We start from the raw sequence: 25844 nt of genomic DNA, 5'->3' as shown, positions 1-25844 counted from the left end.
GCAGGAGACGGTGGTGCGGATCAGCGCTTGCGCTTCTCGCGCACCCGCACGGAGATCTCGATCGGCGACCCCTCGAAGCCGAACGTCTCGCGCAGCCGGCGCTCGATGAAGCGGCGGTAGCCGGCCTCGAGGAACCCCGACGCGAAGACGACGAAGCGCGGGGGCCGCGTGGACGCCTGCGTCGCGAACAGGATGCGCGGCTGCTTGCCGCCCCGCAGCGGGTGCGGGTGGGCCGCGACGAGCTCGCCGAGGAACGCGTTGAGCCGCCCGGTCGGGATGCGCCGGTCCCACGACTCGAGCGACCGCTCGAGCGCGGGCACGAGCCGGTCCGCGTGCCAGCCGGTCTTGGCGGAGACGTTCACGCGGGGCGCCCACTGCACCTGGACGAGCTCGCGCTCGATCTCGCGCTCCAGGTAGTGGCGGCGGTCCTCGTCCATGAGGTCCCACTTGTTGTAGGCGATGACGAGGGCGCGGCCGGCGTCGACGACCTGGGAGATCACGCGGGTGTCCTGCTCGGTGAGCGTCTCGGACGCGTCGAGCAGCACGACGGCGACCTCCGCCTTCTCGATCGCGGCCTGCGTGCGCAGGCTCGCGTAGAAGTCGGCACCCTTCGTCTGGTGGACGCGTCGCCGGATGCCGGCGGTGTCGACGAACCACCACGGGATCCCCTTGAGCTCGACGAGCTCGTCGACGGGGTCGCGCGTGGTGCCCGCGGTCTCGTGCACGACGACGCGCTCGGCGCCCGCGAGCTTGTTGAGCAGCGACGACTTGCCGACGTTGGGGCGCCCGACGAGCGCGACGCGACGCGGCCCCTCGGGGAGCGCGACGCCGTGCGCCGACTCGGTGGGCAGCGCGGCCATGGCGGCATCGAGCAGGTCACCCGTCCCGCGGCCGTGCAGCGACGAGACCGGGTAGGGCTCACCGAGCCCGAGGCTCCACAGCGCGGTCGCGTCGGCCTCCCCGCGCGGTCCGTCCACCTTGTTGGCGCACAGCACCACGGGCTTCTTGGACTTGCGCAGCAGCCGGACCACGTCCTCGTCGGTCGCGGTCGCGCCGACCGTCGCGTCGACGACGAAGACCACCGCGTCCGCGAGCGCGATGGCGACCTCGGCCTGCTCGGCCACGCGCGCGTCGATGCCGGCGACGTCGACCTCCCAGCCGCCCGTGTCGACGAGGGTGAACCGGCGGCCGGCCCACTCGGCGGGGTAGCTGACGCGGTCGCGCGTCACGCCGGGCGTGTCCTCGACGACGGCCTCGCGGCGCCCGAGGATGCGGTTGACGAGCGTGGACTTGCCGACGTTCGGACGCCCGACGACGGCGAGGACGGGCAGGACCTCGGGCTGCTCGCCCTGGTCCTCCGCGAGCTCGCCGACGTCGAGGAGGGCGAGGTCGGCGTCGTCGAGCTCGTACTCGCGCAGGCCGGCGCGCAGCGCCCGCTCGCGGGTCGCGTCGTCGGCGGCGTCGGCTGCGCTGTCCAGGTCGTCGAGCACGCCGGACTCCGGCAGGTCGGGGGTGGTCATGCGTCGATTCTCCCAGGTGCGGGGCCCGACGACGAACCACGGCCTCTCAGTCCCGCAGCGGGTCGTCGCCCGGGAGCTGGATGCCGGTGCGCGCGCTCACGGCGTGCACGTGCGCGGCGAGCCCGTCGCGGATGGTCTCGGCGGCCCGGGCGATCGCGTCCTTGCCGCTCACGCCCGCCTCGCGCACCACGGTGATCGGGGCGCCGAACTCGACGTGCAGGCGCGCGCGGAGCCGCGGCAGGCTGTTGACGCTGCGCCCGGTGCGGCGCGTCCCGAGCATGGCCGTGGGGACGACGGGCGCGTGACCGTTGAGGGCGAGCCACGCGATCCCGGCGCGGGCACCCGCGAAGTCCCCGCGCCCGCGCGTGCCTTCGGGGAACACGCCGACGGCGTCGCCGCGCCGCAGCACGCCGAGCCCGGTGGCCAGCGCGCGCCGTCCGCCCTCGCGGTCCACGGGGATCTGCCCGGACGCCTTGAGGACCCAGCCGACCGGGCCGACCCACATCGACTCCTTGACGAGGATGTGCAGCCCGCGGGGCGCGACCCCGAGGAGCAGCGGCCCGTCGAGGAGGCCGGTGTGGTTCGCGGCGACGATCACCGGACCCTCGGTCGGGACGTGCTCGGCCCCGACGACGCGGGCGTTCCAGACGACGCGACCCAGGAACCGGCCGACCCACCGCGACCACGCCGGTCCGGCGGCGCTCGGGAGGACCTGGCTCACGCGCGGCGCCCCGCTCATGCGTCTGCGGCGTCGGCCTTCGCGGCCGGCGCGGTGAGCTGCGCGACGACGGCGAGCACCGCGTCCACGGTCTGGTCGAAGTCGAGCTCGGACGAGTCGACTGTCGCGACGCCGTCGGCCGCGACGTGGAACTGCGAGACCGTGGAGTCGTCGGCGTCGCGGCGCACGATCTGGTCGCGCGTGGCCTCGACGGCGTCCTGCCCGGCGGAGCCGTGCAGCTCGCGGGCCCGACGCGCGAGGCGCGCCTCCTCGCTCGCCGTCAGCAGGACGCGGACGTCGGCGTCGGGCGCCACGACGGTGGTGATGTCGCGGCCCTCGGCGACGATCCCGCGTCCGTCGGAGAAGCCCTCGAGCTTCTCCGCGTCGATCGCGGCCCGCTGCAGACGACGCAGCTCGTCCCGGACCGCCAGGTTGGTGGCGACGGCGCTCACCGCGGTCGAGATCTCGGTGGTGCGGATCGCGGCACCGACGTCCTCGCCGCCGACGTGCACGGCGGGGGCGTCGGGGTCGACGCCCATCTCGAGCGGCATGGCGACCACCGCGCGCGCGACGGCGTCCTCGTCGGCGAAGTCGACGTCCTCGTGGCGGCACCACCAGGTCGCCGCCCGGTACATGGCGCCCGTGTCGAGGTACGCGAGGCCGAGCCGACGGGCCACGGCCCGGGAGACGCTGGACTTGCCGGAGCCCGAGGGCCCGTCGATGGCGATGACGATGGTCACGTGCGTGCGATCCGTCCTGCTGGTGGTGGGAGGGTGTGCCGGGAAGGAGACTACTGCGCCCGCCGGGTCGTTCTCACTGCGCGAGGTCCCGGCGCAGGGCCGTCGCGCCGTGGAGGTAGACGTGCCTGACGGCGCCGCGCGGCACGTCGAGGTCCGCGTGCGCCATGAGCCGCACCACGCGGGGCAGCGCGTGCGGGACGGCGATCTCGACGGCACACAGGAGCGGGACGTCGCCGAGCCCCATCTCGCGGGCCGCCGCGGCGGGGAAGTCGCTCGTGAGGTCGGGCGTGCACGTGAAGACCACGGAGATCAGCGCCTCGGTGTCGACCTCGTTCTGCGCCAGCACCTCGGCGACGAGCTCACGGGTGCGTGCGAACAGGTGCTCGCGCTCGTCGACGTCGAGCTGTGTCGCGCCGCGGATCGCCCGGACCGCCATCAGCGCCTCCCCCTCACAGCCCGACCGACGCCATGAGCGTGCCGAGCTCGTCGCGCCCGAGCACGCGCGTGCGACCCGGCTTGAGGGTCGCGAGGTGCACGGGCCCGATCTGGGTGCGCAGCAGCCGCGTCACCGGGAAGCCGAGCTGGTCGAACAGGCGGCGCACGACCCGGTTGCGCCCCTCGTGGAGCTGGATCTCGACGAGCGACTGCTGCGGCGTGCGGTCCACGACCCGGTAGTGGTCGGCCTTCACGGGACCGTCCTCGAGCTCGACGCCGCGCAGCACCGTGCGGCGCAGGCTGTCCGGGACGCGTCCGTCCAACGTCACGAGGTACGTCTTGGGGACCTCGTAGCGCGGGTGCATGAGCCGGTTCGCGAGCTCGCCGTCGTTCGTCAGCAGCAGCAGTCCCTCGCTGTCCGTGTCGAGGCGGCCCACGTGGTACAGCCGCTCGGACCGGTCCGCGACGAACGGTGCGAGGTCGGGCCGGCCCTCGTCGTCGTGCATGGACGAGACCACGCCCAGCGGCTTGTTGAGCGCGAGCGTCACGAGCGACGTGTCGAGCTGCACGCGCAGCCCGTCCACGTGGACGACGGCCTTCGCGGGGTCGACGCGGAGCCCGAGCTCACGCACGCGCGCGCCGTCGACCTCCACGCGGCCCGCGGCGATGATCTCCTCGCACGCCCGGCGGGAGCCGTACCCGGCGGTCGCGAGCACCTTCTGCAGGCGCACTCCGTCCGGGTCGTGGACGTCCCTGTGCTGGACGTCCCTGTGCTGGACGGCCTTGCGCTGGCCGGCCCGGCGCTGGCCGGCCTCGTCCTGGCCATCAGTGCGCCGGCGGCGGGGCGGTCGGGCTGGGCTCACGGGTCTCCTCGTTCGGTCGTCTGCGCTGCGGTCAGCCCTGCTGCGGCGCGGTGTCGCGGCCGGGCCGGGGCGCGGTGAGCGCCGTCTCGATCGCGTCATCGAGCGTGTCGAGGTCCGGCAGGTGCGGGGCCAGCGGCGGCAGCTCGTCGAGCGACGAGAAGCCCATCCGCTCCAAGAAGTATCCCGTAGTCCCGTACAGGACCGCACCCGTCGACGGGTCCGTGCCCACCTCGGCCACCAGGCCGCGCGACGTGAGGGTCCGCACGACGCCGTCCACGTTCACCCCGCGCACCGCCGACACCTGCCCACGCGTGACGGGCTGGCGGTACGCGACCACGGCAAGGGTCTCGAGGGCCGCCTGGGTCAGGCGCGCCGTCTGCCCCTCCAGCACGAACCGTCCGACGACGTCCGCGAACGCGGGCGCGGAGTAGATCCGCCATCCCCCGGCGGCCTCGCGCAGCTCGAACCCGCGCGGCGGCGCGACGACCTCGCCGTCGACCTCGCCCCGGTACGCGGCGGCGAGCTCACGGAGCACCGACTCGACCTCGGCCACGGGCAGCGCGACGACGCTCGCCAACCGGTCCACGGGCACCGGCTCGTCGACGACCATGAGGATCGCCTCGAGCGCCGCGTGCACGCCGCCCGGGAGCGCGTGGACGTCGGGGACCTCGAGGACCTCGGGCTCGGGCCCCCCTGCTGCGTCGTCGGGCTCCGGCGGGGCCGGCTCCGGGAGCAGCTCGTCGGTCATGCGGGTACCTCCTGCGGGTCGGTCACGTCGTCGTAGTCCGTGCTCAGCGCGTCGGCCGTGTCGTCGGCGCCGCCCGCCCAGCGCACGGTGAGCTCGCCGAGCGGCGCGACCTGGTCGAAGCCGACGAGCCCCTCGCGGAACAGCTCGAGCAGGGCCAGGAACCGGGCGACGACGACCACCACCTCCCCCGCGTCGGCGGTGAGCGCGCGGAACGTCGCGGCGCCGTCGTGCCGGAGCCGGTCCGCGAGGGCGACCGCCTGCTCCCGGACGCTGACCGCGGGCGCGTGCAGGTGAGCGAGGTCGACGCCGGGGGGCGGCGCCTTCGGGGCGAGCGCGCGCGCCCCGAGCCGAGCCAGCTCGTCCGGGCCGACCTGCCAGACGAGCTCGGGCAGCAAAGCCGCGAGGTGCGGCTCCAGGGCCACGACGCGCGGGAACCGGCGTCCCTCGCTGTCGAGGCGTTCGCGCACGACGTCGGCGACCTGCTTGTAGGCGCGGTACTGCAGGAGCCGGGCGAACAGGAGGTCGCGCGCCTCGAGCAGCTCGAGGTCCTCGGCGTCGTCGATCTCGCCCGTCGGGAGCAGCCGCGCGGCCTTGAGGTCGAGGAGGGTCGCGGCCACCACGAGGAACTCGCTCGCGGTCGACAGGTCCCACCCCGTGCCCGTGCCGTCCGAGGCCGCGGTCTCGGCCGCGCGGATGTAGCCGATGAACTCGTCGGTCACCTGGCCGAGCGCGACCTCGGTGATGTCGAGCTTGTGCTTGGAGATCAGGGACAGCAGCAGGTCGAACGGGCCGGAGAAGTTCTCCAGGTGGACCTCGAAGCCCCCGTCGCGACCGACGGCCTCGGCGGTCCCTGCGCTCTCCGCGGAGTGCGCCTCAGGCGGCGTCGCCACGCGCGACCAGCTCCCGGGCGAGCTGCCGGTACGCCGTCGCGCCGGCGTGCGTCGGGGCGTACACCGTGATCGGCTCGGCGGCGACGGACGCGTCGGGGAACTTCACCGTCCGACCGATCACGGTGTGGAACAGGGTGTCGCCGAACGCCTCGTACACGCGCTGGACGACCTCGCGCGCGTGCAGGGTCCGCGAGTCGAACATGGTCGCGAGGATCCCGTCGACCTCCAGGCGCGGGTTGAGGCGGTCACGCACCTTCTCGATCGTCTCGACCAGCAGCGCGACGCCGCGCAGCGCGAAGAACTCGCACTCGAGCGGGATCATCACGCCGTGCGCGGCAGTCAGCGCGTTCACGGTCAGCAGGCCGAGCGACGGCTGGCAGTCCACGAGGATCACGTCGTAGTCGTCCACGACGTCGCGCAGCGCACGCGACAGGACGCTCTCGCGCGCCACCTCCCCGACGAGCTGCACCTCGGCCGCCGACAGGTCGATGTTGGCGGGCACCAGGTCGAGGCCGTCGATGTCCGTCGTGCGCAGGACGTCGCGCAACGAGGTGCCGCGCTCCATCATCGCGTTGTAGATCGTGCGGTCGAGCTCGTTCGGGTTGACGCCCAGGCCCACCGACGCGGCGCCCTGCGGGTCGAAGTCGACGACGAGCACGCGCCGCCCGTACTCGGCCAGCGCCGCGCCCAGGCTGATGGTGGTCGTCGTCTTGCCGACGCCGCCCTTCTGGTTGCACAGGGCGATGATGCGCCCGGGCCCGTGCGAGCCGAGCGGCTCGGGGACGGGGAACTCCGGCAGCTCCCGACCCACCGGGTCGAGCAGGGGGCCCTGCGGCTCCGGGTGGGGCAGCGTGGCCGACAGGGTCGGCAGCGTCTGCTCGGTGCTCTCGCTCGATGCCTGGCTGCTCACGCAGCCAACCTACAACAGCGTTCCCGCGCAGGTTCGGAGCGCCGCCGGGCGTGCCGGACTCCGCGTCCGAGGGGCGTCGGCCCGGCCCCGCGCCCGTCAGCCCAGCGCGCGCGGGTGGGTCGCGGCGTACACCTCGCGCAGGGCGTCAGGGGTCACGAGCGTGTACAGCTGCGTCGTCGTGACGGACGCGTGCCCCAGCAGCTCCTGGACGACGCGCACGTCGGCGCCGCCGGCGAGCAGGTGGGTCGCGAACGAGTGCCGCAGGGTGTGCGGCGAGACGTGCGCGCCCAGTCCCGCACGCTCCGCGGCGCCACGCAGCACCGCCCAGGCGCTCTGCCGGCTCATCCGCGCGCCGCGCGCGTTGAGGAACACCGCAGGCGTGCCGCGACCTCGGGCGGCCAGCTCGGGCCGCGAACACACCAGGTACGCCCCGACGGCGCGGGCGGCGAAGGATCCGACGGGGACGACGCGCTCCTTGCGCCCCTTGCCGAACAGCCGCACCGCGGGGGCGTCGCCGTCGAGGTCGAGGTCGTCGATGTCGAGGCTCACGGCCTCCGAGATGCGCGCCCCCGTCGAGTAGACGAGCTCGAGCAGGGCCGCGTCGCGCACGGGGACCGCGCCCTCCCCCGCGCCGGCCGCCTCGAGGAGGCGCCCCACGTCCTCGACGCTGATGGCCTTCGGCAGGCGCCGCTCGCGCGCGGGCGCGCGGACGTCGTGGGCCGGGTTCGCGGCGGCGAGCCCCTCGCCCTCGCAGAAGCCGTGCCAGCCGCGGACGGCGGCCAGGCAGCGCGCCGTCGACGACGCCGACAGGACCGCGCGCCCGTCGCCGCCCGAGCGGAGCGCCACGACGAACTCCTGCACGTGGGCGGCGGTGACGTCGGCGGGCACCTCGACGCCGCGCGCCTCGAGGTAGCCGACGTAGCGGGCCAGGTCGCGGCGGTACGCGGAGGTGGTGTTGACCGAGAGGCCGCGCTCGACCGTCAGGTGGGCGAGGTACTGGTCGAGCGCGTCGCGCAGGGTCTCAGCCATCGGACGACGGCGACGCTCAGAACGGGAGGAACACGTCGACGCACACCGCGACCGACAGCAGCGTGAGATAGGTGATCGACGCGTGGAAGACCTTCATCGCGCCGAGCTTGCCGCGCTCCGGGTGGTCGGCCCGGTGCAGCAGGCGGACGCACAGGAGCAGGAACCACGCACCGAGCGCGACCGCGGCCACGGTGTAGAACCACGTCATGTCGGCGAGCGGCACGAGCGCGAGCGAGCACGCGATCATCGCGACCGTGTACCAGATCATCTCGCGCGCGACCCGCGCGTCCTTCGCGACGACCGGGAGCATCGGCACGCCCGCGTTCGCGTAGTCGCGCTTGAACTTCATCGACAGCGGCCAGTAGTGCGGCGGCGTCCAGAAGAACACCACGCCGAACAGCGCGACCGGCGCCCAGGAAAGCGACCCGGTGACGGCCGACCACCCGATGAGCACCGGCATGCAGCCGGCGACCCCACCCCAGACAATGTTCTGCGACGTCCGGCGCTTGAGGATGATCGTGTAGAAGACGACGTACAGGACGATCGCCCCGACCGCGAGCAGCGCGGACATCGCGTTGACGAACGCGAGCAACCACACCGTCGAGACCGCGCCGAGCGCGAGCCCGAACGTGAGCGCGGCCGGCCCGCTGATCTCGCCCGTCGCCGTCGCGCGCTTGCGCGTCCGGTTCATGAGCCGGTCGATGTCGCGGTCCACGTAGCAGTTGAGGACGTTCGCGCTGCCGGCCGCGAGCGCCCCGCCGACGAGGGTCGCGACGAGCAGCCACACGGACGGGAACCCGCGGTCGGCCAGGATCATCGTCGGGACGGTCGTGACGAGGAGCAGCTCGATGATGCGGGGCTTGGTCAGCGCGACGTAGGAGCCGACACGGTGGCGGGCGCGGCCCCACCGCGTGCTCGGGTCGCTCGGAGCGACGCCCGTGCCCCCGACGGTGCCGAGATGGGGCGCGTCGTTCGTCGCTGCCTGGCTCATGGTGGTCACGCGGGCCGTGTTTCCGTTCGTCGAGTGGGGGGTTCCGCGCCGGGGCGCGTCGCGGCTCCATGGTACGTCGTCCGGCGCGCCCGCGAGGGCGGCGACCGGGGTGCGCACCGGGACGTACCGCACGGTGAGCGTCCAGGTGACGGACCGGGCCGGGCGCTCGTGCGCTGGACTCGGTAGGGTGGAAGACGGCGCGCGGACAGCCCTCAGACCCGCTCGCGCGCCCGCACCGGCGGAGCCGTGCCCTGCGGAGAGCCATTCTTCCGCGACGGGACCCCTCGGCCGCCGGGTGACGAAGCGCACACCGCGCCTAGTCACGCGCACGACGACACGCACAGTGCTGCGAGGGCTGCGCTCCTCGCGCAGGAAAGAGGTTCGGTGAACGCGTTCACACCAGCAGGGCTGCCGCTCGAGTGGTCCGAGCTCGACGACCAGGCGGTCAAGACCATCAAGGCGCTCGCCGCCGACGCGGTGGAGAAGACGGGCAACGGGCACCCCGGGACCGCGATCTCCCTCGCGCCCGCCGCGTACCTGCTGTTCCAGAAGTTCCTGCGCCACGACCCGTCCGACTCGCACTGGGTGGGTCGCGACCGGTTCGTCCTGTCGGCGGGCCACTCGTCGCTCACGCTGTACCTGCAGCTCTTCCTGTCGGGGTACGGGCTGGAGCTGAAGGACATCGAGTCGCTGCGCACGTGGGGCTCGCTCACGCCGGGCCACCCGGAGTACGGGCACACGAACGGCGTCGAGATCACGACCGGCCCGCTCGGGCAGGGGCTCGCCTCCGCGGTCGGCATGGCGTTCGCGTCGCGCCGCGAGCGGGGGCTCTTCGACCCGAACTCGGCCGCGGGCGAGAGCCCGTTCGACCACACCATCTGGACGATCGCCGGTGACGGCGACCTGCAGGAGGGCGTGACGTCGGAGGCGTCGTCGCTCGCGGGCCACCAGAAGCTCGGCAACCTCGTGGTGATCTACGACCAGAACCACATCTCCATCGAGGACGACACGAACGTCTCGTTCAGCGAGGACGTCCTGGCCCGGTACGAGGCGTACGGCTGGCACGTCCAGCGCGTCGACTGGACGAACGGCGGCACGGGCTACGGCGAGGACGTGCACGCGCTCGCCGGGGCGCTCGAGGCGGCGCGGGCCGAGACGGGCAAGCCGTCGATCATCGCGCTGCGCACGGTGATCGGCTGGCCGTCGCCCACCAAGCAGAACACGGGCAAGATCCACGGGTCGGCGATGGGTGCGGACGAGGTCAAGGGCCTCAAGGTCGAGCTCGGCCTGGACCCCGAGGCGAGCTTCGCGATCTCCGACGAGGTCCTGGCGCACGCCCGCAAGGTCGGCGACCGGGGCACCGAGCTCCGTTCGCACTGGGACACGGCGTTCGAGGCCTGGCAGGACGCGAACCCCAGCGGGGCCGCGCTGCTCGAGCGGATGTCGACCCGGACCCTGCCCGAGGGCTGGGCCGACGCGCTGCCGACGTTCGAGCCCGGCAAGGACAGCTCGACGCGCGCCGCGTCGGGCAAGGTCCTCGGCGCCCTCGCGCCGGTCCTGCCCGAGCTGTGGGGCGGGTCCGCGGACCTGGCGGAGTCGAACAACACGACGATGGAGGGCGAGCCGTCCTTCATCCCGGGTGAGCACTCCACCAAGGCGTGGACGGGCAACGAGTACGGCCGCACGCTGCACTTCGGCATCCGCGAGCACGCCATGGGAGCGATCCTCAACGGGATCGTCCTGCACGGCGGGACCCGCGCGTACGGCGGCACGTTCCTCGTGTTCTCCGACTACATGCGTCCGGCGGTCCGGCTCGCGGCCCTCATGCAGATCCCGTCGACGTTCGTGTGGACGCACGACTCGATCGGCCTGGGCGAGGACGGCCCCACGCACCAGCCCGTCGAGCACCTGGCGGCGCTGCGCGCGATCCCCGGTCTCGACGTCGTCCGCCCGGCGGACGCCAACGAGGTCGCGTGGGCGTGGCGCACCGTGCTCGGGCACACCGACCGTCCCGCAGGCATCGTCCTGACGCGCCAGAACGTCCCGACGTTCCCGCGTGGCACCGACGGCTTCGCGGACGCGTCCGGCGTCGCGAAGGGCGCGTACGTCCTGGTCGACGGCGCGGACGACGGCAGCACGCCGGACGTGATCCTCCTGGGCACCGGCTCCGAGGTGCAGCTCGCCGTGCAGGCGCGCGAGCAGCTCGCCGCCGACGGCATCAAGGCCAGGGTCGTGTCGGTCCCCTCGCGCGAGTGGTTCGACGCGCAGGACGCCGAGTACCGCGAGTCGGTCCTGCCGGCCGCCGTCAAGGCGCGCGTGTCGGTCGAGGCGGGCGTCGCGCAGGGCTGGCGCGAGCTGGTCGGCGACGCCGGCCGGATCGTGAGCCTCGAGCACTTCGGGGCGTCGGCCGACTTCAAGACGCTGTACCGCGAGTTCGGCATCACGGCCGACGCGGTGGCCGCCGCCGCCCGGGAATCCCTGGCGGCCGTCCGGGGCTGAACCCGAAGAGCGTGACCTGCCCGGGCACCGCGACCGCGGTGCCCGGGCCCGGTCCCCCGGAGGAACGGAACACGGGCGGGCCGGAACCATCCGGAGAGGAAGCGATCAGCGTGTCCGACAGCACCACCCCCAGCCCCACGCGTGCTCTGAGCGAGCAGGGCGTCTCCATCTGGCTCGACGACCTGTCCCGTGAGCGCCTGCGCACCGGCAACCTCGCCGAGCTCGTCGCGTCGCGCGACGTCGTCGGCGTCACCACCAACCCCACGATCTTCGCCGCCGCCGTCTCGAAGGGCGATGCCTACGACGAGCAGCTCGCGGCGCTCGCCGCCGCCGGGACCCCGGCGGAGGAGGCCGTCTGGACGATCGTGACCGACGACGTCCGGGCCGCCGCCGACGTGCTGCGCCCCGTGTTCGACGCGACCGACGGCGTCGACGGCCGGGTCTCGATCGAGGTCGACCCGCGCCTCGCCCGCGACACCGACGCGACGGTCGCGCTCGCCCAGCAGCTGTGGAAGACCGTCGACCGCCCGAACGTCATGATCAAGATCCCGGCGACCGTCGAGGGCCTGCCCGCCATCACGCGGACCCTCGCCGAGGGCATCTCGGTGAACGTGACGCTGATCTTCTCGCTCGAGCGGTACGCCGCCGTGATCGACGCGTTCTTCGCCGGCGTCGAGGGGGCGAAGGCTGCCGGCCTCGACCTGTCGAAGCTCGGGTCGGTCGCGTCCTTCTTCCTGTCCCGCGTGGACACCGCCGTCGACAAGGCGCTGACCGCCGTCGGCTCGCCCGAGGCGCTCGAGGCGCGTGGCACGGCAGCCCTCGCCAACGCCCGGCTCGCGTACGAGCTCTTTCAGGAGCGCTTCGCCTCCGACCGCTGGCAGGCGCTCGCCGACGCCGGCGCGCACGTGCAGCGCCCGCTGTGGGCGTCGACGGGCACGAAGAACCCCGACTACTCCGACACGATGTACGTGACCGAGCTCGTCGCGGCCGACGAGGTCAACACGATGCCGGAGAAGACGCTCGACGCGGTCGCCGACCACGGCGTCGTCACGGGCGACACCATCGCCGGGACGTTCGAGTCCTCGCGCGAGCACCTGCGCGCGATCGAGTCGTTCGGCGTCTCGATGGCCGAGGTGACCGCGAAGCTCGAGTCGGACGGCGTCGACTCGTTCGTCACGAGCTGGGAGGAGCTGCTCGACACCATCACCGCCGGGCTCGAGCGCCAGGCCGGGAGCGGGAGCTGAGCGTGCCGCCCACCCCGACCCGCGACCCCATCCCACGAGAGGACGTCCAGACCCCGTGAGCCCCGTCAAGATCAGCGCCGGGAACAACCCGCTGCGCGACCCCCGCGACCTGCGCCTGCCGCGCATCGCGGGGCCCTGCGGTCTCGTCATCTTCGGCGTGACCGGCGACCTCGCCCGCAAGAAGCTCCTGCCGGCCGTGTACGACCTGGCCAACCGCGGGCTCCTCCCGCCGGGCTTCGCACTCACCGGGTTCGCCCGGCGCGAGTGGGACAACCAGGACTTCGCGAAAGTCGTGCACGACGCCGTCAAGGAGCACGCCCGCACCCCGTTCCGCGAGGAGACCTGGAAGCAGCTCGCGGAGGGCATCCGCTTCGTCCAGGGCGAGTTCGGCGACGAGGAGGCGTTCGAGCGCCTGCGCACGACCGTCGAGGAGCTCGACCGCGACCGCGGCACCAACGGCAACCACGCCTTCTACCTGTCGATCCCCCCGAGCGCCTTCCCCCAGGTCTGCGAGCAGCTCTCGCGGTCCGGGCTGTCGCACTCCGGGCCCGACGCGTGGCGCCGTGTGGTCATCGAGAAGCCGTTCGGCCACGACCTCGAGTCCGCTCAGGAGCTGTCGGGAGTCGTGTCGAAGGTCTTCTCCCCCGACTCCGTGTTCCGCATCGACCACTACCTGGGCAAGGAGACGGTCCAGAACCTGCTCGCGCTGCGCTTCGCGAACCAGCTCTACGAGCCGATCTGGAACTCGAACTACGTCGACCACGTCCAGATCACCATGGCCGAGGACATCGGCATCGGCGGCCGGGCCGGGTACTACGACGGGATCGGCGCCGCGCGCGACGTCATCCAGAACCACCTGCTCCAGCTCCTCGCGCTGACCGCGATGGAGGAGCCCCTGAGCTTCGACGCCGCGGACCTGCGCGCCGAGAAGATCAAGGTCCTCTCCGCGGTCCGGCTCCCCCACGACCTGGGCAAGCACACCGCACGCGGGCAGTACACGCACGGTTGGCAGGGTGGCGAGGAAGTCGTCGGATTCCTCGAGGAGGAGGGCTTCAACCCGCACTCCACCACGGAGACGTTCGCCGCGATCCGCGTCGACATCGACAACCGCCGGTGGGCGGGCGTGCCGTTCTACCTGCGTACCGGCAAGCGGCTGGGTCGGCGCGTGACCGAGGTGGCCGTCGTCTTCAAGCGCGCGCCGCACCTGCCGTTCGAGTCGTCCCAGACGGCCGAGCTCGGGCACAACGCTCTCGTCATCCGCGTGCAGCCCGACGAGGGCGTCACCATCCGCTTCGGCGAGAAGGTGCCGGGGACGGCCATGGAGATCCGCGACGTGACCATGGACTTCGGGTACGGCCACGCGTTCACCGAGTCCTCCCCCGAGGCCTACGAGCGCCTCATCCTCGACGTGCTGCTGGGCGACCCGCCCCTGTTCCCGAGCGAGCAGGAGGTCGAGCTCTCCTGGAAGATCCTCGACCCCGTCGAGCACTTCTGGGCGTCCAAGGGCAAGCCCGAGCCGTACCGGTCGGGCACCTGGGGGCCCGCGTCCGCCGACGAGATGATGGCCCGCGACGGCCGTGCCTGGAGGAGACCATGATCGTCCACCTGCCCGAGACCACCGCGAACGACGTCGGCAAGCGTCTCGTCAAGCTTCGCGACGAGGGCGGCGCCGTCACCCTCGGCCGCGTCCTGACGCTGATCATCCGGGTCGGCGAGGACGACCTCGAGGAGGCCGTCGAGGCCGCCAACGACGCGTCGCGCGAGCACCCCTGCCGCGTGATCGTCGTCTCGCCCGCGGGACGCCGGAACGCGACCGCGCGCCTCGACGCCGAGATCCGCGTGGGCGGCGACGCGGGCGCGAGCGAGGTCATCCTGCTCCGCCCGACGGGCCCGATCGTCGACCACCTCGACACGCTCGTGACGCCCCTGCTGCTTCCCGACGTCCCGATCGTCGTCTGGTGGCCGAACGACGCCCCGGACGACCCTTCGGCCGACCCGCTCGGTGCCATCGCGCACCGCCGCGTGACCGACTCCACCAAGGAGAAGAGCGGCGAGAAGATGCTCCGGCGCCTCGGGGCCGAGCACCAGCCGGGCGACACCGACCTCGCCTGGGCCCGCGTCACCCTGTGGCGGGGTCTGATCGCCGCGGCCCTCGACCAGCCCCCGTACGAGTCCGTGGGCTCCGTGACGATCGAGGGCGAGTCCGGCCACACGTCGATCGACCTGCTCGCCGCGTGGCTCCGGCTCCGGCTGCGCTGCCCCGTGACCGTCCACCGCCACCGCGACGCCGACGCCATCACCCGGGTCACGCTCGAGCGCAAGAGCGGCTCGATCGTCCTGGACCGGCCCGACGGTCGCGTCGTGACCATCTCCCAGCCGGGTCAGCCCGACCGGCACGTCGCCCTCCCGATCCGCCTCCTCAACGAGGCGCTCGCGGAGGAGCTGCGCCGGCTCGACCCCGACGAGATGTTCGGGGAGGTCCTCACCAAGGGCCTGCCGAAGCTGGACGCGGCGTGACGGCGGAACGTCGCGTCGTCGTCCACCCGGACGCCGACACGCTCGCGCAGGCGGCGGCGGCGCGCCTGCTCGTCCGCCTGACGGACCTGCAGTCGACGCAGCCGGAGACGCACGTCGTGCTCACCGGCGGCACCGTCGGGATCAAGACGCTCGCCGCCGTCGCCGCGAGCCCGCTGATCGACGCCGTCGACTGGTCGGGCGTCCACCTGTGGTGGGGCGACGAGCGCTTCCTGCCCGACGAGGACGTGGACCGCAACGAGACGCAGGCGCGCGAGGCGCTCGTCGACGAGCTGGTGTCGGCCGGCGCGCTGCCGGCCGACCACGTGCACGCGATGCCGCCGCTCGGGGCGGCGGCGACCCCGGAGGAGTCGGCCGCGACGTACGCGGCCGAGCTCGCGCGGTTCGCGCCCGACGGCGCCCGCGCGCCCGCGTTCGACGTCCTGCTCTTCGGCATGGGTCCGGACGGGCACGTCGCGTCGCTCTTCCCCGGTCATCCGGCGCTCGACGTGACCGGTGTCGCGACCGTCGGCGTGCACGGCTCCCCCAAGCCGCCGCCGGAGCGTGTGTCGTTCACGTTCGACACGATCCACGGTGCGCGCGAGGTCTGGGTGGTGGCGGCGGGCGCCGAGAAGGCCGACGCGGTCGCACGGGCTCTCGGCGGCGACGACGTGCACGGCACGCCGGCCGCCGGGGCGACCGGCACCGAGCTGACGTTGTGGCTCGTCGACGCCGCCGCGGCCGGCAAGACCACGGCCTAGCGGAGAGCACACCACCCCGGCCCGCGGGAACGTGCGAGACGCCCGCCACGTCCACCCTCGAGGTGGTCGCGGCGGGCGTTCCGTCGTCGCTGGGCAGCGGAGCGCAGAGCGGCTCCCGTCAGCTCCCGCGGCGGGCGCGGAGCGCAGCGAGCGCCTCGTCGAGGAGCGCGGCGCCGTCCTCCTCGCTCCGCCGCTCCTTCACGTACGCGAGGTGCGTCTTGTACGGCTCGTTGCGGGGTGCCTCGGGCGGTGCCTCGCGGTCGGTGCCGGCCGGGAGCCCGCAACGCTGGCAGTCCCAGGTCGAGGGGACCTCGACCTCGCCGCCCACCGCGAACGCGGGCCTCGTCTCGTGGCCGTTGGCGCACCAGTACGACACGGTCAGTCGGGGGGCGACGTCGCCCCGCTCGTTCTCCCCCAGCGGTCCCGCACCCACGCGCGAGCCACGGATGGCGCTTCCCCCAGCCACGTCGGCCTTCTCTTCTCCGTGCGGGCGACGCGACGACCCCGGGCGGCGGTGCCCGGCGCGACGCGGCGCGATGCCAGTCGCGGCGCGACCGCGCCGCTCGTCAGCCGACCTGGGTCAGCTGGTCTTCTCGATCAGGCCGAGGAGCACGATCGCCGCGGTCCACACGAGCGCGATGATGACCGTGATGCGGTTCAGGTTGCGCTCCGCGACGCCGGAGCTGCCGGCGCTCGAGCTGATGCCTCCGCCGAACATGTCGGAGAGGCCACCGCCCTTGCCCTTGTGGAGCAGCACGAGGAGCACGAGCAGCATGCTCGTGAGGACCAGGAGGACCTGGAGGGTGATGCGCAGTACGTCCACGTGAAGGCTTCCTCGCGTTGCGGTGTGTCGAACAGGACAAGAGTAGGCGAGCCGGAGGGGTTCCGGCGAACACGCCACCATCCGGACGGCGGCGGCGTGCTCGCCGGAGAGCCCGCTCAGCCGGCGTGCGACTGGTACCGGGCGATGCGGGCGAACTCCTCGGGGTCGAGGCTCGCGCCGCCCACGAGGGCGCCGTCGACGTCGGGCTGCGCCATGATCGACGCCACGTTGCCCGACTTCACCGAGCCGCCGTACAGGACGCGGACGGCGTCGGCGACCTCGGCGTCGTACAGCTCCGCGAGGCGTCCGCGGATCGCCGAGCAGACCTCCTGCGCGTCGTCCGGGGTCGCGACCTCGCCCGTGCCGATCGCCCACACGGGCTCGTACGCGACCACGGCCTGCGCGGCCTGCTCGGCGGACAGGCCCTCGAACGCGCCGTCGACCTGCGCGAGCGTGAACGGCACCTGCTCACCGGCCTTGCGGACGTCGAGCCCCTCGCCGACGCAGATGATCGGCACGAGGCCCTGACCGAACGCCGACTTCGCCTTGGCCGAGACCGTCGCGTCGTCCTCGCCGTGGTACTGACGGCGCTCCGAGTGCCCGACGACGACGTACGAGACGCCGAGCTTGGCCAGCATCACGGGCGAGATCTCACCCGTGTAGGCGCCCTCGGTGTGCGCCGAGACGTCCTGCGCGCCGTACTTGACCTGCAGCTTGTCGGCGTCGACGAGCGTCTGCACGCTGCGCAGGTCGGTGAACGGCGGCACGACGACGACCTCGACGGCCGCGTAGTCGTGCTTGCCGTCCTTGAGGGTCCACGCGAGCTTCTGCACGGTGTGCGTGGCCTGGAGGTGGTCCAGGTTCATCTTCCAGTTGCCCGCCATGAGCGGCGTGCGGGTGGTGGTCACAGGGTCCTTCTCTCTGGGTGACGTACGGGTCGGTGCGGGCCGTGCGGCCGGCCGAGGCGTTCAGGCGCCGAGGACGGCGAGCCCCGGGAGCTCCTTGCCCTCGAGGAACTCGAGGCTCGCGCCACCGCCGGTGGAGATGTGGCTGAAGCCGGCCTCGTCGAAGCCGAGGAGGCGCACGGCCGCTGCGGAGTCGCCGCCGCCCACGATGGTGAAGCCGCCGTTCGCGGTCGCGTCGACGAGCGCCTGGGCGACCGCGCGCGTGCCGGCCGCGAACTCGGGGAACTCGAACACGCCCATCGGGCCGTTCCAGACCACGGTCTTCCCGTCGGCGACCTTGGACGCGAACCGCGCGGCCGACTCGGGGCCGATGTCGAGGCCCATGGTGCCGTCGGGGATCGCGTCGGCGGGGACCGTGCGGTGCGACGCGTCGGCGGCGAAGGAGTCCGCGGCCTCGATGTCGGTCGGCAGGACGATCTCGACGCCGCGCTCGGCAGCCGTCGCGAGGTAGCCCTTGACCGTCTCGATCTGGTCCTCCTCGAGGAGCGAGGAGCCCACCGAGTGGCCCTGCGCCGCGAGGAACGTGAAGAGCATGCCGCCGCCGATCACGAGGCGGTCCGCCTTGGTGAGCAGGTTCGCGATCACGCCGAGCTTGTCGGAGACCTTCGACCCGCCCAGCACGACGACGTACGGCCGCTCGGGCGACTCGGTCGCCTTCGACAGGGCCTGGACCTCCTTGAGGACCAGCTCGCCAGCAGCGGCCGGCAGCAGCTTCGCGACGTCGTACACGGACGCCTGCTTGCGGTGCACGACGCCGAAGCCGTCCGACACGAAGGCTTCGGCGAGGGCGGCGAGCTCGCCGGCCAGCTCCTCACGCTCCGCGTCGACCTTGCTGGTCTCGCGGGCGTCGAAGCGCACGTTCTCCAGCAGTGCGACCTGGCCGTCACCGAGCGCGGCCACGGTCTCCTGCGCGGACGGCCCGACGACGTCGGACGCGAGCGCGACGTCCTGGCCGAGCAGCTCGCCGAGGCGCTTCGCGACCGGCGCGAGCGAGTACTGGGGGTCCGGGGCGCCCTTGGGGCGGCCCAGGTGCGCGGTGACGACGACCCGCGCCCCGGCGTCCACGAGCCGGCTCAGCGTCGGGAGCGACGCGCGGATGCGACCGTCGTCGGTGATGGTCTCGCCGTCGAGCGGCACGTTGAAGTCGGACCGGACGAGCACGCGCTTGCCGCGCAGGTCACCGAGGTCCGCGATGGTCTTGACTGCCATGTCTGCTCCTTGAGAGGCCGGGGGTGTGAAGGTGCGCCGCACGACGATGCCCGCCCCGGACCGAGGCGTGGGAGCCACGGCCCGGCGCGGGCATCGGGGTGCTACGGGTGCCGTGCGAGCGGTCGCGCGGCGGGCACGGCGGACGTCAGGAGAGACGCTCGCCCACGTACACCGTGAGCGCGACGAGGCTGTTCGAGTAGCCCCACTCGTTGTCGTACCAGGACACGACCTTGACCTGATCGCCGATCACCTTGGTGAGCTTCGAGTCGAAGATGCTCTGGTGCGGGTTGGTGACGATGTCGCTCGAGACGATCTCGTCGTCCACGTACTCGAGGATGCCCTTGAGCGGGCCCTCCGACGCGGCCTTGATCGCGGCGTTGACCTCGTCCACCGTGACCTCCTTGGAGGCGGTGAAGGTGAGGTCCGTGGCCGAGCCCGTGATGACCGGCACGCGGAGCGCGTAGCCGTCGAGCTTGCCCTTGAGCTCGGGGAGCACCAGGCTCACGGCCTTCGCGGCGCCCGTCGAGGTCGGCACGATGTTCTGCGCGGCGGCGCGGGCGCGACGCAGGTCCTTGTGCGGGCCGTCCTGGAGGTTCTGGTCACCCGTGTAGGCGTGGATCGTGGTCATGAGGCCACGCTCGATGCCGATCGAGTCGTTGAGGGCCTTGGCGAGCGGCGCGAGGCAGTTCGTCGTGCAGGACGCGTTCGAGATGATGTGGTGCGCCGACGCGTCGTACTGGTCGTTGTTCACGCCCATGACGAAGGTGGCGTCCTCGTTCTTGGCCGGGGCCGAGATGATGACCTTCTTGGCGCCGCCCGCGATGTGGGCCTTCGCCTTCTCGGCGTCCGTGAAGAAGCCCGTGGACTCGATGACGATGTCGGCGCCGACCTCGCCCCAGGGAAGGTTCGCGGGGTCGCGCTCCTCGAAGACACGGATGTTCTTGCCGTCGACGATGATGTTGTTCTCGTCGAAGTCGACGGACTTGGGGAAGCGGCCGAGCACCGTGTCGTACTTGAGCAGGTGCGCGAGCGTCTTGTTGTCCGTGAGGTCGTTGACCGCAACGACCTCGATGTCCGCACCCGACGCGATGAGCGCGCGGTAGAAGTTGCGGCCGATACGACCGAAGCCGTTGATACCGACGCGGATGGTCACTATGCCCTCCTCAGGGCGCGCCGGTTCTGCTCCGACGCACACGGTTGTTGTCGAACGTTGTCGTACATCGGCGTACGCGGGGGGCGATCCTGACTCGGAGCGCACCTCCGGCCTCGATGAGGTTCAGAGGTGGTCGTCCGCAGGTCTCCCGACACCCCGAGCCTATACCCGTTGTGACCTACGTCGCCTGGTGCTGTCCTTCAGGCGAGACGGCCGCCCTTGTCGCGCGCCGACAAAGCGTGGCCCTCAGAGCTCGAGCATGTCCGGGCTCAGCCCTGCCTCGGTGTCGGGGACCCCGAGCTCGGCCGCCCGCTTGTCGGCCGTCGCCAGCAGGCGGCGGATCCGCCCGGCCACCGCGTCCTTGGTGAGCTGCGGGTCCGCGAGCTGCCCCAGCTCCTCGAGCGACGCCTGCTTGTGCGCCAGCCGGAGCTCCCCGGCCTCGCGCAGGTGCTCGGGCATCTCGTCGCCCAGGATCTCGAACGCCCGCTCGACCCGAGCACCCGCCGCGACCGCGGCGCGCGCGGACCGGCGCAGGTTCGCGTCGTCGAAGTTCGCGAGCCGGTTCGCGGTGCCGCGGACCTCGCGCCGGGTCCGGCGCTCCTCCCACACGAGCACCGCGTCGTGCGCGCCCAGGCGTGCGAGCATCGCGCTGATGGCGTCCCCGTCCCGGATCACGACCCGGTCGATCCCACGGACCTCGCGGGCCTTGGCCTGGACCCCGAGGCGCCGCGCCGCGCCGACGAGCGCGAGCGCGGCCTCGGGCCCCGGGCACGTGACCTCGAGCGCGGCCGAGCGGCCGGGCTCGGTCAGCGAGCCGTGCGCGAGGAACGCCCCGCGCCATGCGGCCTCGGCCTCCCCCACGCCCGCCGAGACGATCTGCGGCGACAGCCCCCGCACCGGCCGGCCCCGCGCGTCGAGGAGGCCGGTCTGCCGCGCCAGGGACTCACCGTCGCGCACCACGCGCACCACGTACCGGGTCTGGCGTCGCAGCCCGCTCGGCGAGACGACGATGACGTCGCTCGAGTGCCCGAAGACCTCGAGGATGGCCTGGCGCAGGCGCCGCGCCGCGGCGGCGGTGTCGAGCTCGGCCTCGATGACGATCCGGCCCGAGATGATGTGCAGCCCACCCGCGAAGCGCAGCGTCGCCGACACCTCGGCCTTGCGGTAGGACGTGCGGTCCACGGCCAGTCGTGCCAGCTCGTCCTTCACCTGTGCGGTCAGCGCCATGGGAGCATCCTGCCATCCCGACGCTCATCCGACCCGGGTGCCGACGTCCCCCCAGAAGCCGTCGAACGCGTCCTGGTACGCGGTCGCGAGACGCAGCGGGTCGTGGCGCGCGGAGCCGTCCCCACGGCTCACCTGGCGCAGCAGCAGCCGCGCGCCCATGCGGTCCGTGGCCTGGGCGAGCCGATCCGTGTCGTCGACGGAGGTCGGGTCGGCGACCACCGCGTCGACACGCAGGTCGGGCGCGTACCGGTGCAGCAGCTCGAGGTGCTCGGTCGGTCCGAGCCCGTCGGTCTCCCCCACCTCGGGTTCGAGGTTCAGCGTCACGCAGCGGCGCGCGGACGTCTCGTGCAGGGCGGCGGCGAGGTCCGGGACCAGCAGGTGGGTGATGACCGACGTGTACCAGGAGCCCGGCCCGAGCACGACCCAGTCGGCGTCGCGGATCGCTTCGATCGTCTCGGCGCACGCGGCGGCGTCGGGCGGCTCCATGCGGAGCTCCTCGATGGGGCCGGGGGCCTTCGCGACCTTGCTCTGGCCCCGCACGGTCACGAGCTCGCCGTCGACGCGACAGTCCGCCTCGATCGCGAGCGGCACCGACGACATCGGCAGGACACGGCCGTGCACGCCGAGCAGGCGCCCGACCCAGTCCAGGCCCTCGACCGTGTCGCCGAGGATCTGCCACAGCGCCACGATGATGAGGTTTCCGACGGCGTGGCGGTCGAGCTCGCCGTCCGAGCTGAAGCGGTGCTGGAGCAGCTCGCTCCACGTCCGGCCCCACTCCGACTCGTCGCACAAGGCCGACAGCGCCATCCGCAGGTCGCCCGGCGGCAGGACGCCGAGCTCGGACCTCAGCCGGCCCGAGGAGCCGCCGTCGTCGGCGACGGTGACGACCGCGGTCAGCCGCTCGGACAGCAGCCGCAGCGCCGCGAGCGACGCCGACAGCCCGTGCCCCCCTCCGAGCGCCACGACGGCCGGGGACGCACTGCGTGGACCCACCTCACTCCTTCCCGAGGTCGCGTGCGGTCACGAGCACGCGCTCCCCTCGTCGCCGCAGCCGCACGGCGAGCTCCTCCGCGATCGCCACCGACCGGTGCTTGCCGCCCGTGCAGCCGACGGCGATCGTCACGTACCGCTTCTCCTCGTGCAGGTAGCCCTCGAGCACGGGGGCGAGCGCCCACACGTACCGGTCGACGAACTCCATCGCGCCCGGGCGTGCCAGCACGTAGTCGCGGACCGGTGCGTCGCGCCCCGTCAGGTGGCGCAGCTCCGTGATCCAGTACGGGTTCGCGAGGAACCGCACGTCGACGACGTGGTCCGCGTCGAGCGGGAGCCCGTACTTGAAGCCGAACGCGACCAGGTTGATGCGAAGCGTGTCGGGGGCGCCGTCGGCGACGGCGGCCCGCACCTCGCGCGCGAGGTCGTGGACCGTGAGCTCGGAGGTGTCGATCGCGACGTCGGCGCGCTCCTGCACGCGCGCGAGCAGGCGCCGCTCGGCGGCCAGCCCGTCGAGCACGCGGCCTTCCCCCTGCAGGGGGTGCGGGCGTCGCACCTGCTCGTAGCGCCGCACCAGCACCTCGTCCGACGCGTCGAGGTACAGGATCCGGTAGAACACCCCGGCCTGACGCAGGTGGCCCAGCACCTCCTCCAGGTCCGAGAAGAACTCGCGTCCGCGCGCGTCGACGACGGCGGCGATCCGGTCCACCGACGACGCCGACCGGGTCATGAGGTCGACGAGCGGGACGATCATGCGGGGCGGCAGGTTGTCGACGACGTACCAGCCGAGGTCCTCGAGCGCGGCCGCGGCGCGGGTGCGGCCGGCCCCGGACATGCCGGTGACGATGACGACCTCGCGCTCGTCGGCCTCGGGCGCCGGCGTCGCGGCCTCGACCGCGGGGATGCCGACGGGGACGGTCGAGGGATCGGGCTCGTGGCTCATCGGTCCAGCATGCCAGCGGACGGCGCGAGCGCCGCGACGACGGCCCGCGCGGTCGCGTCCCCGATGCCCGGCACCGTCGCGATCTCCTCCGCGGTCGCGGCCCGCAGCTTCTTCACCGAGCCGAACGTCGCGAGCAGGGCCTTCCTGCGTGCGGGGCCGAGGCCCGGGACGTCGTCGAGCGCGGAGACCGTCATGCCCTTGCTGCGCCGGCTGCGGTGGTAGGTGATGGCGAACCGGTGGGCCTCGTCGCGGACGCGCTGGAGCAGGTAGAGCCCCTCGGACGACCGCTCGAGGATCACCGGGTACTCCTCGCCGGGCAGCCAGACCTCCTCGAGGCGCTTCGCGAGCCCGCAGAGCGCGACGTCGGTCACGCCGAGCTCCTCGAGCGCGCGCGCAGCGGCCGCCACCTGGGGCGGGCCGCCGTCCACGACGACGAGGTTCGGCGGGTAGGCGAACCGGCGCGGCCGGCCCTCCTCGTCCAGGGGAGCCGGCCCCGAGACCGGGCCGGAGGACCCCGTGACGTCGCTCGCGCGGGCCCCGGGCGCGTCCTCCTCGACCGAGTCGAGCTCGACGTCGGAGACGCCGTCGCGCGCCTCGAGGTAGCGGCGGAAGCGCCGCGTCAGGACCTCGTGCATCGCCGCGGTGTCGTCCCGCGCGCCGTCGCCCTCGGGCCCGCGCACCGCGAACCGCCGGTACTCGCTCTTGCGGGGCAGCCCGTCCTCGAACACGACCATCGAGGCCGACTGGTAGGTGCCCTGGTTGTGCGAGATGTCGTAGCACTCGATCCGGAGCGGCGCGGTGTCCAGCCCGAGCGCCTCCTGGATCTCGCGCAGCGCCTGCGAGCGGGTGGTCAGGTCGCCCGCGCGCCGGGTGCGGTGCAGCGCGAGCGCGTGCTCGGCGTTGGTCCGGACGGTCCGGGCCAGCTCGGCCTTGTCGCCGCGCTGCGGCACCCGCACGTCGACCCGGGAGCCGCGCAGCCCCGTCAGCCACGCCGTGACCTCCTCGAGGTTCGAGGGCAGCACCGGGACGAGCACCTCGCGGGGCACCGCGTCGTTGGTCCGGTGACGCCTCGCCTCGCCGGCCCGCTCAGCCGTCCGCCCGCTCCGGCGGACCGCCGACCGGTCCGTGGGCTCGGCGGCGCGGTCGTCGTCGGCGCCGTACACCTGCTGGAGCAGGTGCTCGACGAGCTCCGCGTCGGTGACGTCCTCGACCTTCTCCACGACCCACCCGCGCTGCCCACGGATACGCCCGCCGCGCACGTGGAAGACCTGGACGGCGGCCTCGAGGTCGTCCCCGACGAGCGCGAACACGTCGGCGTCGGTGCCGTCGCCGAGCACGACGGCGTTCTTCTCGGTCGCGCGCTCGAGCGCCTGGATGTCGTCGCGCAGACGGGCGGCTTGCTCGTACTCCATCGAGGCCGCGGCCTCCTGCATCCGGACCGTGAGCCGCTTGACGAAGCGCGCCGTGTCGCCCGCCATGAAGTCGCAGAAGTCCTCCGCGAGCGCGCGGTGGTCCTCGGGGCTGATGCGCTCGACGCACGGTGCGGAGCACTTGTCGATGTACCCGAGCAGGCACGGCCGGCCCGTCTGGTGGGCGCGGCGGAACACTCCCGACGAGCACGTCCGGACCGGGAACACCCGCAGGAGGAGGTCGAGGGTCTCGCGGATCGCCCAGGCGTGACCGTACGGGCCGAAGTAGCGGGTCCCCGGGCGCTTCGCGCCGCGCATCACCTGGGCGCGCGGGAATTCCTCGCCCATGGTGACCGCGAGGTACGGGTAGGACTTGTCGTCGCGGTACTTCACGTTGAACCGCGGGTCGAACTCCTGGATCCACGAGTACTCGAGCGCGAGCGCCTCGACCTCCGTCCCGACGACGGTCCACTCGACCGAGGCGGCCGTCGTCACCATGGTCTGGGTGCGGGGGTGGAGGTTCGCGACGTCCTGGAAGTAGTTCGACAGGCGCGCGCGCAGGTTCTTCGCCTTGCCGACGTAGATGACGCGCCCGTGCGGGTCGCGGAACCGGTACACCCCCGGGTCCGTCGGCACCTCTCCCGGGGCAGGGCGGTACGTCGCGGGATCGGCCATGCCACCGAGCCTAGTCGGGCCCACCGACGCTCCGGCCGCCCCCCCTGCGGTCCCCCGCGCGCGTGGGGCGCCGTGTGACGCACGCCACTAAGGTGTCGCCATGGGAGCCTTCCACGACTACCGCGCCACCATCACGTGGACCGGGGCCGGCGACGCCGGCACGTCCTCGTACACGTCCTACTCGCGCGACCACACGGTCGCTTTCCCGGGGCTCCCGGCGCTCCCCGCGTCCGCGGACCCGGCGTTCCGGGGCGACCCCGCCCGGTACTCCCCCGAGCAGCTCTTCGTGGCGTCGCTCAGCGACTGCCACATGCTGTGGTTCCTCCACCTCGCCTCGAGCCACGGGGTCGTCGTGCGCGAGTACACGGACGAGGCGACCGGCCGCATGCGTGTCGAGTCGAGCGGCGCCGGGCAGTTCGTGGACGTGACCCTGCACCCGCGCGTGACCGTGGACCCCGGGCCCGACGACGAGGCCCTCGCCCGGGTGCACGAGCTCGCCCACGAGCACTGCTTCCTCGCGCGGTCCGTGAACTTCCCCGTCGTGGTCGAGCCCGTGCCGGCGCGGGCCGCGCAGCCGCAGGCCTGAGG

General features: G+C 73.1%; 25 protein-coding genes. 6 read left to right on the top strand and 19 right to left on the bottom strand.

The window, feature by feature from the left end; genetic code table 11:
• Positions 1 to 20: 20 nt before the first annotated feature.
• The 10 genes from der to KDY119_RS08660 all read right to left on the bottom strand — a co-directional run bounded on the left by der (position 21) and on the right by KDY119_RS08660 (position 8844).
• On the bottom strand, positions 21 to 1520 hold the full coding sequence (der, locus tag KDY119_RS08705) for a ribosome biogenesis GTPase Der (RefSeq protein WP_051136559.1): 1500 nt from the start codon (positions 1518 to 1520) through the stop codon (positions 21 to 23).
• 46 nt (positions 1521 to 1566) lie between these two features.
• Positions 1567 to 2241, bottom strand: coding sequence for a lysophospholipid acyltransferase family protein (locus tag KDY119_RS08700; RefSeq protein ID WP_227994582.1), 675 nt, complete (start codon positions 2239 to 2241; stop codon positions 1567 to 1569).
• Between the two features lie 14 nt (positions 2242 to 2255).
• A complete protein-coding gene (gene cmk, locus KDY119_RS08695; RefSeq protein ID WP_036950276.1) occupies positions 2256 to 2978 on the bottom strand; it encodes a (d)CMP kinase in 723 nt (240 codons plus the stop codon).
• A 73-nt stretch (positions 2979 to 3051) separates the two neighbouring features.
• The gene (aroH, locus tag KDY119_RS08690; protein ID WP_153022206.1) at positions 3052 to 3414 is read right to left on the bottom strand and encodes a chorismate mutase; all 363 of its coding nucleotides are present in this window, start codon (positions 3412 to 3414) and stop codon (positions 3052 to 3054) included.
• Positions 3415 to 3427: 13 nt separating this feature from the next.
• Positions 3428 to 4276, bottom strand: a complete 849-nt coding sequence (locus tag KDY119_RS08685; protein WP_407657430.1) for a pseudouridine synthase — start codon at positions 4274 to 4276, stop codon at positions 3428 to 3430.
• A gap of 31 nt (positions 4277 to 4307) precedes the next feature.
• Complete coding sequence (gene scpB, locus KDY119_RS08680; RefSeq protein WP_051136142.1) at positions 4308 to 5024, bottom strand: SMC-Scp complex subunit ScpB; 717 nt, start codon at positions 5022 to 5024, stop codon at positions 4308 to 4310.
• Positions 5021 to 5914: a segregation and condensation protein A gene (locus KDY119_RS08675; protein WP_036950284.1), complete on the bottom strand. Its 894-nt coding sequence runs from the start codon at positions 5912 to 5914 to the stop codon at positions 5021 to 5023. The genes scpB and KDY119_RS08675 overlap by 4 nt, the downstream gene beginning before the upstream one ends.
• Complete coding sequence (locus KDY119_RS08670) at positions 5898 to 6764, bottom strand: ParA family protein (protein WP_227994643.1); 867 nt, start codon at positions 6762 to 6764, stop codon at positions 5898 to 5900. Before KDY119_RS08670 ends, KDY119_RS08675 begins: the two co-directional genes overlap by 17 nt.
• Before the next feature lie 156 nt (positions 6765 to 6920).
• Complete coding sequence (locus KDY119_RS08665) at positions 6921 to 7853, bottom strand: site-specific tyrosine recombinase XerD (protein ID WP_153022205.1); 933 nt, start codon at positions 7851 to 7853, stop codon at positions 6921 to 6923.
• Between the two features lie 16 nt (positions 7854 to 7869).
• Positions 7870 to 8844: a heme o synthase gene (locus KDY119_RS08660; protein WP_083890891.1), complete on the bottom strand. Its 975-nt coding sequence runs from the start codon at positions 8842 to 8844 to the stop codon at positions 7870 to 7872.
• Positions 8845 to 9228: 384 nt separating this feature from the next.
• Between KDY119_RS08660 and tkt the strand changes: the two genes are divergently transcribed.
• The 5 genes from tkt to pgl all read left to right on the top strand — a co-directional run bounded on the left by tkt (position 9229) and on the right by pgl (position 15862).
• A complete protein-coding gene (gene tkt, locus KDY119_RS08655) occupies positions 9229 to 11343 on the top strand; it encodes a transketolase (RefSeq protein ID WP_036950291.1) in 2115 nt (704 codons plus the stop codon).
• 110 nt (positions 11344 to 11453) lie between these two features.
• On the top strand, positions 11454 to 12587 hold the full coding sequence (tal, locus tag KDY119_RS08650) for a transaldolase (protein WP_036950293.1): 1134 nt from the start codon (positions 11454 to 11456) through the stop codon (positions 12585 to 12587).
• Positions 12588 to 12642: 55 nt separating this feature from the next.
• Positions 12643 to 14184 carry a glucose-6-phosphate dehydrogenase gene (zwf, locus tag KDY119_RS08645; RefSeq protein WP_036950294.1) on the top strand — a complete coding sequence of 514 codons (1542 nt, stop codon included), beginning with the start codon at positions 12643 to 12645 and terminating at the stop codon, positions 14182 to 14184.
• Positions 14181 to 15104, top strand: a complete 924-nt coding sequence (locus tag KDY119_RS08640) for a glucose-6-phosphate dehydrogenase assembly protein OpcA (protein WP_036950296.1) — start codon at positions 14181 to 14183, stop codon at positions 15102 to 15104. The genes zwf and KDY119_RS08640 overlap by 4 nt, the downstream gene beginning before the upstream one ends.
• Entirely contained in the window at positions 15101 to 15862 is a 762-nt protein-coding gene (gene pgl / locus KDY119_RS08635; RefSeq protein ID WP_153022204.1) for a 6-phosphogluconolactonase, read from the top strand. Before KDY119_RS08640 ends, pgl begins: the two co-directional genes overlap by 4 nt.
• 118 nt (positions 15863 to 15980) lie before the next feature.
• Here the strand turns inward: pgl and KDY119_RS08630 are convergent, their stop codons facing one another.
• The 9 genes from KDY119_RS08630 to uvrC all read right to left on the bottom strand — a co-directional run bounded on the left by KDY119_RS08630 (position 15981) and on the right by uvrC (position 25256).
• A complete protein-coding gene (locus KDY119_RS08630; protein WP_153022203.1) occupies positions 15981 to 16328 on the bottom strand; it encodes an RNA polymerase-binding protein RbpA in 348 nt (115 codons plus the stop codon).
• Between the two features lie 114 nt (positions 16329 to 16442).
• Positions 16443 to 16685 (bottom strand): preprotein translocase subunit SecG, encoded by a 243-nt coding sequence (gene secG, locus KDY119_RS08625; protein WP_036950301.1) that lies wholly within the window; start codon positions 16683 to 16685, stop codon positions 16443 to 16445.
• Positions 16686 to 16801: 116 nt separating this feature from the next.
• On the bottom strand, positions 16802 to 17593 hold the full coding sequence (gene tpiA / locus KDY119_RS08620) for a triose-phosphate isomerase (protein ID WP_083890843.1): 792 nt from the start codon (positions 17591 to 17593) through the stop codon (positions 16802 to 16804).
• Positions 17594 to 17653: 60 nt separating this feature from the next.
• A complete protein-coding gene (locus KDY119_RS08615) occupies positions 17654 to 18859 on the bottom strand; it encodes a phosphoglycerate kinase (protein WP_036950303.1) in 1206 nt (401 codons plus the stop codon).
• A 145-nt stretch (positions 18860 to 19004) separates the two neighbouring features.
• Positions 19005 to 20012 carry a type I glyceraldehyde-3-phosphate dehydrogenase gene (gap, locus tag KDY119_RS08610; protein WP_036950305.1) on the bottom strand — a complete coding sequence of 336 codons (1008 nt, stop codon included), beginning with the start codon at positions 20010 to 20012 and terminating at the stop codon, positions 19005 to 19007.
• A 246-nt stretch (positions 20013 to 20258) separates the two neighbouring features.
• Complete coding sequence (gene whiA, locus KDY119_RS08605) at positions 20259 to 21239, bottom strand: DNA-binding protein WhiA (protein WP_153022202.1); 981 nt, start codon at positions 21237 to 21239, stop codon at positions 20259 to 20261.
• A 24-nt stretch (positions 21240 to 21263) separates the two neighbouring features.
• The gene (locus KDY119_RS08600) at positions 21264 to 22232 is read right to left on the bottom strand and encodes a gluconeogenesis factor YvcK family protein (RefSeq protein ID WP_036950312.1); all 969 of its coding nucleotides are present in this window, start codon (positions 22230 to 22232) and stop codon (positions 21264 to 21266) included.
• A gap of 1 nt (position 22233) precedes the next feature.
• Positions 22234 to 23172 carry an RNase adapter RapZ gene (rapZ, locus tag KDY119_RS08595; protein WP_036950315.1) on the bottom strand — a complete coding sequence of 313 codons (939 nt, stop codon included), beginning with the start codon at positions 23170 to 23172 and terminating at the stop codon, positions 22234 to 22236.
• Positions 23169 to 25256: an excinuclease ABC subunit UvrC gene (gene uvrC, locus KDY119_RS08590; protein WP_036950317.1), complete on the bottom strand. Its 2088-nt coding sequence runs from the start codon at positions 25254 to 25256 to the stop codon at positions 23169 to 23171. Before uvrC ends, rapZ begins: the two co-directional genes overlap by 4 nt.
• A 100-nt stretch (positions 25257 to 25356) precedes the next feature.
• On the opposite strand from uvrC, the gene KDY119_RS08585 reads away from it, so the two are divergent.
• Complete coding sequence (locus tag KDY119_RS08585; protein ID WP_036950319.1) at positions 25357 to 25842, top strand: OsmC family protein; 486 nt, start codon at positions 25357 to 25359, stop codon at positions 25840 to 25842.
• The last annotated feature ends 2 nt before the right edge of the window (positions 25843 to 25844 follow it).

The organism is Luteimicrobium xylanilyticum, from assembly GCF_009429125.1.
Lineage (GTDB): Bacteria > Actinomycetota > Actinomycetes > Actinomycetales > Cellulomonadaceae > Luteimicrobium > Luteimicrobium xylanilyticum.
Note: the sequence above shows the minus strand (reverse complement) of the source record. Positions and strands in the feature narration are given on the sequence as shown.

Excerpts from the sequence above, each read along its gene's own strand:
- KDY119_RS08585 (WP_036950319.1), top strand. The coding sequence starts at position 25,357 with ATGGGAGCCTTCCACGACTACCGCGCCACCATCACGTGGACCGGGGCC.
- KDY119_RS08640 (WP_036950296.1), top strand. The coding sequence starts at position 14,181 with ATGATCGTCCACCTGCCCGAGACCACCGCGAACGACGTCGGCAAGCGT.
- uvrC (WP_036950317.1), bottom strand. The coding sequence starts at position 25,256 with ATGGCCGATCCCGCGACGTACCGCCCTGCCCCGGGAGAGGTGCCGACG.
- KDY119_RS08660 (WP_083890891.1), bottom strand. The coding sequence starts at position 8,844 with ATGAGCCAGGCAGCGACGAACGACGCGCCCCATCTCGGCACCGTCGGG.
- der (WP_051136559.1), bottom strand. The coding sequence starts at position 1,520 with ATGACCACCCCCGACCTGCCGGAGTCCGGCGTGCTCGACGACCTGGAC.
- KDY119_RS08665 (WP_153022205.1), bottom strand. The coding sequence starts at position 7,853 with ATGGCTGAGACCCTGCGCGACGCGCTCGACCAGTACCTCGCCCACCTG.
- whiA (WP_153022202.1), bottom strand. The coding sequence starts at position 21,239 with ATGGCGCTGACCGCACAGGTGAAGGACGAGCTGGCACGACTGGCCGTG.
- KDY119_RS08615 (WP_036950303.1), bottom strand. The coding sequence starts at position 18,859 with ATGGCAGTCAAGACCATCGCGGACCTCGGTGACCTGCGCGGCAAGCGC.
- aroH (WP_153022206.1), bottom strand. The coding sequence starts at position 3,414 with ATGGCGGTCCGGGCGATCCGCGGCGCGACACAGCTCGACGTCGACGAG.
- rapZ (WP_036950315.1), bottom strand. The coding sequence starts at position 23,172 with ATGAGCCACGAGCCCGATCCCTCGACCGTCCCCGTCGGCATCCCCGCG.
- scpB (WP_051136142.1), bottom strand. The coding sequence starts at position 5,024 with ATGACCGACGAGCTGCTCCCGGAGCCGGCCCCGCCGGAGCCCGACGAC.